At 68.6% G+C, this 12,149-nt stretch carries 11 protein-coding genes and 1 riboswitch; of the genes, 6 read left to right on the plus strand and 5 right to left on the minus strand.

Annotation, left to right across the window (positions count from 1 at the left end):
• Together BSE24067_RS31515 and arfB are read left to right on the plus strand one after the other, a co-directional pair.
• Window positions 1–2,269 (plus strand): AAA family ATPase (locus BSE24067_RS31515; protein ID WP_174904981.1); only part of this gene is annotated, 2,269 nt, incomplete at its 5' end.
• Window positions 2,266–2,670 (plus strand): alternative ribosome rescue aminoacyl-tRNA hydrolase ArfB, encoded by a 405-nt coding sequence (gene arfB / locus BSE24067_RS31520; RefSeq protein WP_151068353.1) that lies wholly within the window; start codon window positions 2,266–2,268, stop codon window positions 2,668–2,670. The genes BSE24067_RS31515 and arfB, both read left to right, overlap by 4 nt.
• 50 nt (window positions 2,671–2,720) lie before the next feature.
• On the opposite strand, the gene BSE24067_RS31525 is transcribed toward arfB, so the two are convergent.
• From BSE24067_RS31525 to thiC, 5 genes are all read right to left on the minus strand, one after another.
• Window positions 2,721–4,001, minus strand: a complete 1,281-nt coding sequence (locus BSE24067_RS31525) for an EAL domain-containing protein (protein WP_151068352.1) — start codon at window positions 3,999–4,001, stop codon at window positions 2,721–2,723.
• A 498-nt stretch (window positions 4,002–4,499) separates the two neighbouring features.
• Window positions 4,500–5,426 (minus strand): DMT family transporter, encoded by a 927-nt coding sequence (locus BSE24067_RS31530; protein WP_151068351.1) that lies wholly within the window; start codon window positions 5,424–5,426, stop codon window positions 4,500–4,502.
• 140 nt (window positions 5,427–5,566) lie between these two features.
• The gene (locus BSE24067_RS31535) at window positions 5,567–5,815 is read right to left on the minus strand and encodes a hypothetical protein (RefSeq protein WP_151068350.1); all 249 of its coding nucleotides are present in this window, start codon (window positions 5,813–5,815) and stop codon (window positions 5,567–5,569) included.
• 215 nt (window positions 5,816–6,030) lie between these two features.
• Window positions 6,031–6,246 (minus strand): glycine zipper 2TM domain-containing protein, encoded by a 216-nt coding sequence (locus BSE24067_RS31540; RefSeq protein WP_151068349.1) that lies wholly within the window; start codon window positions 6,244–6,246, stop codon window positions 6,031–6,033.
• A 261-nt stretch (window positions 6,247–6,507) separates the two neighbouring features.
• Window positions 6,508–8,439, minus strand: coding sequence for a phosphomethylpyrimidine synthase ThiC (thiC, locus tag BSE24067_RS31545; protein WP_151068348.1), 1,932 nt, complete (start codon window positions 8,437–8,439; stop codon window positions 6,508–6,510).
• Between the two features lie 123 nt (window positions 8,440–8,562).
• Window positions 8,563–8,679: riboswitch (TPP riboswitch) on the minus strand.
• Between the two features lie 260 nt (window positions 8,680–8,939).
• On the opposite strand from thiC, the gene BSE24067_RS31550 reads away from it, so the two are divergent.
• From BSE24067_RS31550 to BSE24067_RS31565, 4 genes are all read left to right on the plus strand, one after another.
• Window positions 8,940–9,203: a pentapeptide MXKDX repeat protein gene (locus BSE24067_RS31550; protein WP_151068347.1), complete on the plus strand. Its 264-nt coding sequence runs from the start codon at window positions 8,940–8,942 to the stop codon at window positions 9,201–9,203.
• Window positions 9,204–9,305: 102 nt separating this feature from the next.
• Window positions 9,306–9,938, plus strand: coding sequence for a cytochrome b/b6 domain-containing protein (locus tag BSE24067_RS31555; protein WP_151068346.1), 633 nt, complete (start codon window positions 9,306–9,308; stop codon window positions 9,936–9,938).
• A 30-nt stretch (window positions 9,939–9,968) separates the two neighbouring features.
• A complete protein-coding gene (locus BSE24067_RS31560; protein ID WP_151068345.1) occupies window positions 9,969–10,757 on the plus strand; it encodes a molybdopterin-dependent oxidoreductase in 789 nt (262 codons plus the stop codon).
• A gap of 343 nt (window positions 10,758–11,100) precedes the next feature.
• Window positions 11,101–12,149, plus strand: a 1,049-nt coding sequence (locus BSE24067_RS31565; RefSeq protein ID WP_174904982.1) for an EamA family transporter, incomplete at its 3' end; no start/stop codon positions are given.

The raw sequence follows: 12,149 nt of genomic DNA on the forward strand, positions 1-12,149 counted from the left end.
CTGGGCGGCGCGGGCGGCGTTCGCGGCGAGCCGCGCGACGGCGGGCGGCCACGTGTGCGTATCGCTCGCCGCGCTCGCGCAGCGCTACGAGGAACCGGTCGACGACGTGCGCGCCGCGCTTGCCGCGAGCGGCCTGGTGGCTTTCGGCACGCTCGCGCGCGGCGACGAGCGGCCGCTGATCGTCGACCGGCACGATCATCTGTACCTGTCGCGCTATTTCGACTACGAGCGGCGGCTCGCCGATGCGCTGGTCGCGCAGGCCGGCGTCGCCGCACCGGACGATGCGCTGGCGCCCGAGCGGCTGCGCGACAGCCTCGCGCGTTATTTCGGGCCGGCGACGGGCGACGTGGACTGGCAACGCGTCGCGGCGATCGTTGCGCTGACGGGGCGCGTGACGATCGTCAGCGGCGGCCCGGGCACCGGCAAGACGACCACCGTCGTCGGCGTGCTGGCCTGTCTGCTGGACGCGCATCCGGGCTTGCGCATCGCGCTGGCCGCGCCGACGGGCAAGGCTGCGCAGCGGATGCAGGAAGCGCTCCATGCGCGTTCCGGCGACCTGCCGCCGGAGTTGGCCGCGCGGCTGCCCGACACGTCCTACACGCTGCATCGCCTGCTCGGCGGCGGCGGCGCGGCGGGATTCCGCCATCATCGCGACAATCCGCTGCCGTACGACCTGATCGTCGTCGATGAGGCGTCGATGATCGACGTCGCGCTTGCTGCGCATCTGCTCGACGCGCTCGCACCGGGTGCGCGGCTCGTGCTGCTCGGCGACAAGGATCAACTGGCCGCGGTCGAAGCCGGCGCGGTGTTCGCGGAACTGAGCGCGCGGCCGACGTTTACGCCGGCGGCGCGCGCGCGCATCGCCGAGGCGCTCGGGATCGACGAAGCGGCGTTCGTCGCCGCGTTGCCCGTGCCGGACGGCGACGCGGCGGGGGATGTGGCCACCTCGATGCCGGCTTCGGCTTCGGCTTCGGCTTCGGCTTCGGCTTCGGCTTCGGCTTCGGCTTCGGCTTCGGCTTCGGCTTCGGCTTCGACTTCGACTTCGGCACCGGCACCGGCACCGGCACCGGCACCGGCTTCGACGCAACCCACCACACCGTTGTCAACGATGGCCACGCGCAAGCCGGCGGCGCGGCGCCACGTGGATACGCGTCAGGCGTCGTTGTTCGACGACGAAGCGCGGGACGAACCGCCGGCTCGTGCCGACGTTGCGCCGCCGCCCGCCGCGTCGCCGCTTGCGGCCGCAACGCGGGCCGACACCGGGAACGGTGCTGCGGTCCCCGATCCCGCCTGGATCGAGGCCGACGAACTCGCGTGGCTCGACGCGGTCGAGCTTGCACCGCTCGACGCTGCGCTCGCATCGACTGCCGTGCCGCGTGCCGACGACATTGCGGCCGCGTCGCCCGCATCCGCGTCTGTACTCGCACCCGCACCGCTCGCCGACTGCGTCGTCTGGCTCGAACGCAACTACCGTTTCGGCCTCGACTCGCCGATCGGCCGCCTGTCGCTCGCAATCCGCCGCGGCGACGTGCAGGCCGCGCTCGATGCGCTGCCTGCCGACGATACCGCTGCCGCATCGTTTCACGACGACGCGGGCGACACGCTGGCGGCATCGACGGTCGAGCGGCTCGCGCGCCGGTTCGGCGCATATCTCGACGCGTTGCGCACCGCGTTGACCGAGCCGGCGCCCGATCCGTTGCCATTGTTCGATGCGCTCAACCGCTTCCGGATCCTGTGCGCGACGCGCGCGGGCGCGCGCGGCGCCGAGCACGTCAATGCGCTGGTGGCGGCGCACGTGCGCCATGCCGCACGCGTGCCGCTCGCGGTCGGCGCACACTGGTTCACCGGCCGGCCCGTCATGGTGACGCGCAACGACTATGCGCTCGGTCTGTTCAACGGCGACATCGGCATCGCGTTGCCGGATGCGCACGGCGTGCTGCGCGTGTGGTTCCGGCGCGCGGACGGCACCGCGCGCGCGGTGTCGCCGGCCGCGCTGCCGCCGCACGAAACGGCATTCGCGCTGACGGTCCACAAATCGCAGGGCTCCGAATTCGACGAGGCGGCGCTCGTGCTGCCGGCATCGTTCGGGCGTGTGCTCACGCGCGAACTCGTCTATACCGCCGTCACGCGCGCTCGCACGCGCGTGCAGGTGATCGGCCCGCGGCGCGTGCTCGCGCAGGCCGTCGCGACGCGCACGCAACGCGATTCGGGCCTCGCGGCGCGCGTCGACGAGGCGCTCGCTCGGCGCCGCAAGGAGACGTCGCAATGATGATCCGCTACACGCTCGATCCGGACGAAGTCGAGTGGACCGCCGTGCGCGCGCAGGGCGCCGGCGGCCAGAACGTCAACAAGGTTTCGAGCGCGATTCACCTGCGCTTCGACATCCGCGCGTCGTCGCTGCCGCCCGTCATCAAGGAGCGGCTGCTCGCGCTGTCCGACCAGCGCATCACGCGCGACGGCGTCGTCGTGATCAAGTCGCAGGAATACCGCACGCAGGAGAAAAACCGCGAAGCGGCGCTCGCGCGGCTCGATGCGTTGATCGGCAGCGTCGCGTTCACGCCGCGGGCGCGGGTAGCGACACGGCCGACGCGCGCGTCGAAGGAGCGGCGGCTCGAGCACAAGTCGCGCCGCAGCATGGTGAAGTCGGGACGAGGGAAGGTGATCGACTGACGGAACGCAGGCCCCGCCGTGCGCAGGGCGCGAACATCCGTCGCCGCGCGCTACCGCATCACGGTTCCCGCGCTGTCGAGCACGAAGTCGACGCAGAACACGACGAGGCGGCTCTGCGCGCGGATCGCGACGGCGGCCGTGTAGCAGTCGCGCCCTTCGGTCAGCGAGAAGTGCGGGCCCATCAGCGCGACGCGTCCCGGCGCCGCGATCGCGCGCTGGAAATACGGGCGTCGCGACCAGTTGCTGTGCGTTTCGGGGAACAGCGGCGCGAGCCGCGTGCCGCCCGCCTGGCCGTCTTCCGGCCGCGCGCTGATCGACGGCAGGAACTGTTCGCCGATCTCGTCGGTGACGAACACGCGGCGCGCGGCCGGTACCGCGAACACGCGTTGCGCGGCGTCCTGCAGGCTGCCGCTTGCGGAAAACGCGGTCGCGCCGGCGAGCACGAGCCGCTCGATCGCATCGAAGCCGGGCTGCTCGGCGATCGCCGGCGTATGCCGCCGCGCGATGAAGCGTTGCCATGCGGCGTCGAGCATCGCCGGCGCCGCGGCGCTCGCGTGCGCGATCGATGCATCGGGCTGGCCGAACTGGAAGCCCTGGACGAAATCGATGTCGGCCTCCATCAGCGTCTGCAGCGCATCGTCGCTTTCGACGCCCTCGGCCAGCACCATCGCGCCGGCCTGGTGAAGCATCGATACGAGATGGTGCATGATCCGGCGATCGTCGGCCGACGCGTTCGCGCGCTCGACCAGCGAGCGGTCGAGCTTGACGATATCGGGCCGTGCGCGCCACACGCGATCGAAATTCGAGAACCCGGTGCCGAAATCGTCGATCGCGATCAGGAAGTCGCGATGCTGGATCATGTCGATCGTGCGCGCGAGCGCGGCTTCGTCGCGCGACGGCTGCTCGACGACTTCGAGCACGATCCGGTTCGGCGGCAACGCGAAATGCCGGCACAGCGCCTCGACGAATTCGCGCTGCACGAGGCCGGAATCGAGCACGCGCGGCGTCACGTTCAGGAACAGCCAGCCGTCGCCGATGCCTTGCGCGACGAAGTTGGCCGTATGCAGGCAGCGGGCGAGCCGGTCGAGCAGCAGCGCATCGGCGGCCGCGCGCGTCCTGTCGAACAGCGCGACCGGCGACACCAGCGTGCCGTTCGGATCGACGACGCGCAGCAGCGCCTCGTACCCGACCACGCGCTTGTGCGTGATCGACAGCACGGGCTGAAACACGCTGCGCAGCGTCGTGTCGCGGTACGTGGCGATCCAGCCGCTGGGCGTCGGCGTGAGGCGTTCGAGCAGGGAATCGAGCGCGAGGTCGCGGGAGGGCTTCATGTCATCGGTTGCCCGGCGGCGAACGGAGGGGCGGTGCCGTGCCGCCACGCACAAGCCGTCGCACGCGCAGGTGGACGCGAAAGAACGTGGTGCATCGTGACCGCCTTCTGCGGATGAGTGTTCCGAGTGTAACGGGAACGGCGCGACGCGCGTATCAGGGTTACTCCAGACGCAAACGCTACACAGGTTCCGGCGCGCGGCGGCCGGCGCCGGAATGCGCGGCTGCAACGGCCGGTGGCCGCGCGTGTCGTGCGCGCTGCATGCGAAGCATGGCGAACACGCCGTAGCGGCGGGAACAGGCGGTCGCGGCGCGAGCCGGCGAAAACAAACGGCCGCCGCCCGAGCGTGCACGATCGTCGGCACGGATCCGGTAAAAAGCGCGGCATGCATCGCCGCGCGCCGGCCGGCGAGCGGTGTGCCGGAATCGGCGACCGGCAGCGCGGTACGGGGTGCCGTACTCGCGTCGGGAAATCGTCCGGATGCCGACCCGTACGCCGCTCAGGCCGCTTCGCCGCCGCGCGGGCCGAATCCGGGAATCCGCTTGATCACGCCGGTCGCGAGCGCGGTGCCGACGAGCACGATCGCGCAGCCTTCGATCATGACGACCGATACGTGCTCGCCGAGGAACAGCGCGCCCCACAGCAGCCCGAACACCGGGATCACGAACGTTACGGTGATCGCGCGGGCCGGGCCGATATGCGCGATCAGGTAAAAGAAGATGAAATAGGCGATGCCCGTGCACGCGATGCCGAGCGCAAGCACGGCGCCCCATGCGTGCGCGCTGACCGCGGCGGCAGGCCAGGTCGCGATCGCGAACGGCAGCAACAGCACGGTCGAGCCGATCATGCTGCCGGTCGCGTTGACGAGCGGGTCGACGCCGCTGAGCTTGCGCTTGGTGTAGTTGGCCGCGATGCCGTACAGCAGTGTCGCGCCGAGCGCCGCGGCGGCGGCAAGCGCGGTCGCGCTCGCGCCGGTGCTGCCGTGCGCGTTCGCGATCTGATCCCACACGAGCGTGAGCACGCCGGCAAAACCGATCACGAGGCCGAGCGCACGCGGCAGCGACAGCTTGTCCTTGAGCCACAGATACGCGACGAGCGCGCCCCACAGCGGCGTCGTCGCGTTGATCACCGACGTCACGCCGGCGGACAGCGTCAGTTCGGCATACGCGAACAGGCAGAACGGCGCGCCCGAGTTCAGTACGCCGACGACGAACAATGGCCATGCGTGCCGGCGCAGCCGCGCACCGAGCTCGGCGGGCTTGAAGCGCGTCAGCGCGAGGCCGGTGAGGAACAGCGCGCCGATGCCCACCCGCAGCGCCATCAGCGGCGCGACGCCGAATTCGGCGACGCCGACGCGGATGAACAGGAACGATGCGCCCCAAAGGGCGGCGAGGAGGGCCAGCAGAAACGCGTTCTTGGGTGACATCGGGCGGGGAGCCAAGGGACGGGATGCGGTGAATCTTACACCGCGTTACCGAGCCGTCGTTTCACGATCGGATGAAACGACAAGAAACGGGAAATTCGTCCGTGATTCGCGCGAACCGGCCGGGCGGCCGGTTCGATCGCTCAATGATGGCGCCAGCCGCCGCGTCCGCCGAACCCGAAGTTCAGCGACAGCGCCGGGCCCCAGTAACCGCCCCATGCCGGCGCATACACCGGGGCCGGATAGTAGTACGCGGGGCCGGGATCGACGTACACGGGTGCGGGCTGAACCGGTGCGGCCGTGTAATAGCCGGACGGATAGTAGCCGTACGGGTAGTAGCAGCCCGCGAGTGTCGCGCACGCGAGCGCCCCGGCGACGAGGGTCCTGTTCATGATGTCTCTCCGGCGGAGCCGGCAATCGGCAGATGCTTAAGCTTAGGCCGCCGATCGATGAGAGGGTGGGTAAAACGGTAACGGATCATTTCCGCGCAGGATTGGGCACACCGCCGGGCCAGCACCCCGCACCATGCGAAAACGGCGCTTCCGCATCGCGGAAACGCCGCCCGGTTGAAACGCAGCGCGCCCGCAGAACCCGGGCGCGGGCCGGCTTACTTGCCGACCTGATTGCCGATGATGCCGCCGGCTGCGGCGCCGCCCAGGGTCGACAGCGCATTGCCGCCGATCGCCGCGCCCGCTACACCGCCGACGCCTGCACCGATTGCCGTGTCACGCTGGCGTCGCGACATCGAATCGCAGGCCGACAGGCTGGCCACCGTCGCAACGAGCAGCGCGCATACCCCAAAACGCCGAATCGAATAGCTCATGATCGTTGTCCTTGTGGTAGTGAATGGAGGTCGCGCGGCCGGTCCGCGGCCGCGCATGACCCCAATCTACGCGCCGCTCCGCACGGCTGCTGTAAGGACTTGTTAAGGGTCCTGCGGTTTCGTAATGAATTGTTTCGCGTGCGGCCACAGGCACGGGCGATGCGGGCGCCGACGCAAAAAAGCCCGCTCGAAAGCGGGCTTCTTGCAACGCGTGTTGCGCGACGACGCGGCCCGCACGGACCGCATCGTTCGCTCGCAGCGTTACTGGCGGTGATAGATCTCGGCGCCCGTCTTCACGAATTCGACGGCCTTGACCTCCATCCCTTTCTTCAGCGCCTCGCTTTCCGACACGCCTTGCTGCGCCGCGAACTCGCGCACGTCCTGCGTGATCTTCATCGAGCAGAAGTGCGGGCCGCACATCGAGCAGAAGTGTGCAACCTTCGCCGAGTCCTTCGGCAGCGTTTCGTCGTGGAATTCTCGCGCCTTGTCCGGGTCGAGGCCGAGGTTGAACTGGTCTTCCCAGCGGAACTCGAAGCGCGCCTTCGACAGCGCGTTGTCGCGCACCTGCGCGCCCGGGTGGCCCTTGGCGAGGTCGGCCGCGTGCGCGGCGAGCTTGTACGTGATGATCCCTTCCTTCACGTCGTCCTTGTTCGGCAGCCCGAGGTGCTCCTTCGGCGTCACGTAGCACAACATCGCGGTGCCGAACCAGCCGATCATCGCGGCGCCGATGCCCGACGTGATGTGGTCGTAGCCCGGCGCGATGTCGGTGGTCAGCGGCCCGAGCGTGTAGAACGGCGCTTCCTTGCACCAGTCGAGCTGCAGATCCATGTTCTCCTTGATCAGCTGCATCGGCACGTGGCCCGGGCCTTCGATCATCACCTGCACGTCGTGCTTCCACGCGATCTGCGTGAGCTCGCCGAGCGTCTTCAGCTCGCCGAGCTGCGCTTCGTCGTTCGCGTCGTAGATCGAGCCGGGGCGCAGGCCGTCGCCGAGCGAGAAGCTCACGTCGTACGCCTTCATGATTTCGCAGATCTCTTCGAAGTGCTCGTACAGGAAGCTTTCCTTGTGATGCGCGAGGCACCACTTCGCCATGATCGAGCCGCCGCGCGACACGATGCCCGTCATCCGGTTCGCGGTGAGCGGCACGTACTGCAGGCGCACGCCCGCATGGATCGTGAAGTAGTCGACGCCTTGCTCGGCCTGTTCGATCAGCGTGTCGCGGAAGATTTCCCACGTGAGGTCCTCGGCCTTGCCGTTGACCTTTTCGAGCGCCTGGTAGATCGGCACCGTGCCGATCGGCACCGGGCTGTTGCGGATGATCCACTCGCGCGTTTCGTGGATGTGCTTGCCGGTGGACAGGTCCATCACCGTGTCGCCGCCCCAGCGGATCGCCCACGTCATCTTGTCGACTTCCTCGCCGATCGACGACGTGACGGCCGAGTTGCCGATGTTCGCGTTGATCTTCACGAGGAAGTTGCGGCCGATGATCATCGGCTCCGATTCCGGGTGGTTGATGTTTGCGGGGATGATCGCGCGGCCGCGCGCGACTTCGTCGCGCACGAACTCGGGCGTGATCTCGGCGAGCGCGTTCGCGCCGAAGGCCGCGGCGCCGAACGCCTGGCCCGGATGCTGGCGGCCCATCATCGCGGCGAGCTTCGCGCCGTTGGGCCCGCTCGACTTCAGGCTTTCGATGTACTCGGCGCGGCGCTGGTTCTCGCGGATCGCGATGTATTCCATTTCCGGCGTGATGATGCCCTGTCGCGCGTAGTGCATCTGCGTGACGTTCTTGCCCGGCTGCGCGCGGCGCGGGTTGCGGTGCAGGCCGGGGAAACGCAGGTCGGCGGTGGCCGGGTCGGCCGCACGCTCGCGGCCGTACCGGCTCGACAGGCCGTCGAGCACCTCGGTATCGCCGCGTGCTTCGATCCAGCGCTGGCGCAGCGCGGGCAGCCCCGCGCGGATGTCGATCTTCGCGTCCGGATCGGTGTACGGGCCCGACGTGTCGTACACGTAGATCGGCGGATTCTTTTCGCCGCCGAAGCCGGTCGGGGTGTCGGCCTGCGTGATTTCGCGCATCGGCACGCGGATGTCGGGTTGCGAGCCGGTTACATAAACCTTTCGCGAATTGGGCAGCGGGGCGACGGCGGCGGCGTCGACGTGGGCGTCGGCAGACAGAAACTTCGGATTGGCGTTCATGCAATCTCCTGTGCGGGCGCCGGACACGCGCTTCGGCGCTTGCCCGGAGCCCTTGACGAATGTGGGGCTCGAGCTAAGCAGGAGACGAGGTTTGGTGAGGCGGCGGATTCGTCAGAAGGATGGCGGCGGAATCCGTACGCTTCCCTGCGCTGGCATTATCCAGATCAGGTTCAAAGGGTATTTCTCACCCGCAATGCCGGTTGTTTGACCGAACGCATTGCAGGACCCCCGCGTTAGCAAGGGCACACGATACACCGGCTTCGCGGCGGTTTCAACCGGCAGCGCGGCGGTTCGCCGGCAACGGTCCGGCCGCGCGGGCGGCCGGTGCGCCGCATCATCGATCGCGTGCGTTGCGTGCGGGATGCGCAGCCGGCAGTGGCGTAGCACTGCAGCATCGCGGTGGCGGCCGGCGGGCCCGAAAATATTTTCGGGCCGGCTGTCATTTCCCGCGGCGTCGTTCGTCTATTGGGCTCCTCAAACCCATGTTCCGGAGAGATGTCATGAAAAACGTACTGGTCGCAGCCTGTGTCGCCGCTTTCGCCGCGCTTGCAACGGGCGCGTATGCGCAGAACGACGCGATGTCGCAAAACGGCTCGTCGATGTCGAAGGATGCGATGTCGAAAGACGCGATGGGCCACGATGCAATGGCCAAGGATGGTGCGATGAAGAAGGGCGCCATGAAGAAGCATCCGATGAAGAAGGACGCGATGTCGCACGACGCGATGGGCAAGCCGTCGGGCGACAAGATGGCGCCGTCCAACTGACGGCGCGGGCGCGGGCCGCCGGCGCGCGTTCGATCACAGCCGGCCGCCCGCGTCCCGTTTTGTGTCGTTGCGTTTCCTCGACGCGTTCCGGGAGTCTTCATCATGCAAACCGTTCCTGTTGCCGGGCGCGCGGCCGCCGCGCCGCCCGCGCGCCCCATTCATCCGCTGTGGGTGCGCGCGAGCCATTGGCTCAACGCGCTCGCGGCGATCCTGATGGCGCTGTCCGGCTGGCGCATCTACGACGCGTCGCCGATCTATCGGTCATTCACGTTTGCGCACGGCATCACGCTCGGCGGCTGGCTCGGCGGCGCGCTGCAATGGCATTTCGCGGCGATGTGGCTGCTCGTCGGCAACGGGCTGTTCTATCTGACGATGGCGATCGCGACCGGACGCCTCGCGCGCAAGATGCTGCCGGTCACGCCGGCATCGGTGTGGCGCGACGTGCGCGCCGCGTTGCGCGGGCGCCTCGCGCACGACGACCTGAGCGTCTACAACGCGGTGCAGCGTGCCGCGTACCTGGTCGCGATCGCCGATCTGATCGTGCTGGTGCTGTCCGGGCTGACGATCTGGAAGTCGGTGCAGTTTCCGCTGCTGCGCGAACTGTTCGGCGGTTACGACAACGCACGCGTCGTGCATTTCTGGGCGATGTCGCTGCTCGTCGCGTTCTTCGTCGTGCACGTCGCGATGGCGCTGCTCGTGCCGCGCTCGCTGCTCGCGATGCTGCGCGGCCGCTGATCCCGCCTATCCGGGACGAAGGAAATCATCATGTCGGAATCCGAAATCAAGCGCGACGATTCGCGCTGGGCGCTCGACCGCAACTCGCTCGAGCTCGACGTGCGGCGCGAGCTGGCAATGCCGTCGCGACGGCTGTTCAACCGGCGCATCCTGACGCTCGGCGGCCTGACGATGCTGACCGGCTGCACGCTGCACGACGATGCGTCGGTCAACACGTTTCTCGAGCGCGTATCGCGGCTGAACGATCGCGTGCAGGCGTGGCTTTTCAGCGGCGAGCGGCTCGCGCCGACCTACACCGAAGCCGACATCACGCGGCCGTTCCCGTTCAACGCGTACTACGGCATCGACGACGTGCCGCACGTCGACGCGTCGACGTACCGGCTCGTGCTGTCGGGCCGCGTGACGGGCAAGCGCGTATGGACGCTCGACGAACTGTACGCGCTGCCGCACGCGGAGCAGATCACGCGGCACATCTGCGTGGAAGGGTGGAGCGCGATCGGCCGCTGGGGCGGCACGCCGTTCGGCGCGTTCCTGGCACGCGCCGGCGCCGATACGCACGCGAAGTACGTCGGCTTCAAGTGTGCGGATGATTACTACGAAAGCATCGACATGCCGACCGCGCTGCATCCGCAGACGCTGCTCGCGTTCGACTATGACGGCCATCGCCTGCCGCCGGAGTTCGGTTTCCCGATGAAGCTGCGGATGCCGACCAAGCTCGGCTACAAGAATCCGAAGCACATCATGGAAATCTTCGTGACCGATACTTATCCGGGCGGCTATTGGGTCGATCAGGGATACAACTGGTTCGGCGGATCGTGAAACGGGCCGCGCGATGCGTCCGCAGCGCGCGGCAGGCTGTTCACGATGCACCCGGTGTCGCGCCGAAACGTCAGTCCAGATGCTTTCAACAAGGTCGCCCGATGCCTTTCTAGTCCTTAATGCATAATGCTCGACGTGCGTGGCCGGCCTGGCCGCGCACGCTTTTTTTTGTCCGTCCGTGGCCGGATCGCCCGGGCCCGCTTATCGCCGCCGTTCGCACCGTCATGTCGTTCCGCACGTCTTCGTTCGCCGTTCCGGTCCCGGTCGGCGTACTTGCCGGCCACGCCGGTTTTTCCCGTTTGTCGCGCGAGCGTCCGCAGCGGCTTGTCCGGGGCACCGAACGATGACCCCGCTCGACCGCCTGCTCGACTTCCTTGCCCGCCTGCCGATCCGGATCCGCCTGCCGCAAAGCCGCGGCGGCCGCGTCGCGCTGGCCCTCGTATTCATCTATTTCGTCTGGGGTTCGACGTACAGCGGGCTGCATTTCGCGCTGCAGTCGTTCCCGCCGCTGTTGCTGTCGGGGCTGCGCAACCTGCTCGGCGGCATCGGCCTGTTCATCTTCGCGCTGCGGCGCAAGCCCGAGTGGCCGACGCTGCTGGAAATCCGCAACTCGGCGATCGTCGGCACGATGCTGGTCGCGCTGTCGTCGGGCACGATCGCGCTCGGGATGCGCACCGTCAGCAGCGGCTCGGCCGCGGTGATGGTCGCCACGGTGCCGCTGTTCGCGACGGTGATCGCGGCGGTCGCCGGCCGGCCGGTGACGAAGGGCGAGTGGGCGGCCGTTGCGCTCGGAATGGTCGGCATCGTGGTGCTGAACTCGGGCGGCGCGGCCGCCGCGAACTCGGCGCTCGGCACGATCTGCGTGCTCGCCGGCGCGCTGTTCTGGGCGGGCGGCGCGCATCTCGCGACGCGGCTCAAGCTGCCGTCGGACCTGTTCCTGTCGACGTCGCTGCAGATCGGACTCGGCGGACTGCTGTCCACGCTCGCCGCTTGGCTGATGGGCGAGCGCATCGAGCAGGTCGCGGCGGGGCCGGTGTTCGCGTTCGTTTACCTGATGGTGTTCTGCACGATGGCCGCGTATGTCGCGTACGGCTATCTGATCCGCCATACGAGCCCGATCATCGCGAGCAGCTGCATGTACGTGAACCCGATCGTCGCGGTCGCGCTCGGCGCGCTGATGCTCGGCGAACCGGTGACGACGGCGACCGTCGTCGCGACCGTCGCGATCCTCGGCAGCGTCGGGTTGTCGTTCCTGTTCGATCCCGCGCGCCGGCCCGCGGCGCGCGCGGCTGCCGACGCTTCGGCCCCTGTCGCGGCCGCCACCGGCGAACCTGCAACGGTCGCGGCGGCCGCACCGGATCAGCCCGCGGCGCCCGATCCGGCGCCGATCCT

Source organism: Burkholderia latens (genome assembly GCF_902499045.1).
Taxonomy (GTDB): domain Bacteria; phylum Pseudomonadota; class Gammaproteobacteria; order Burkholderiales; family Burkholderiaceae; genus Burkholderia; species Burkholderia latens.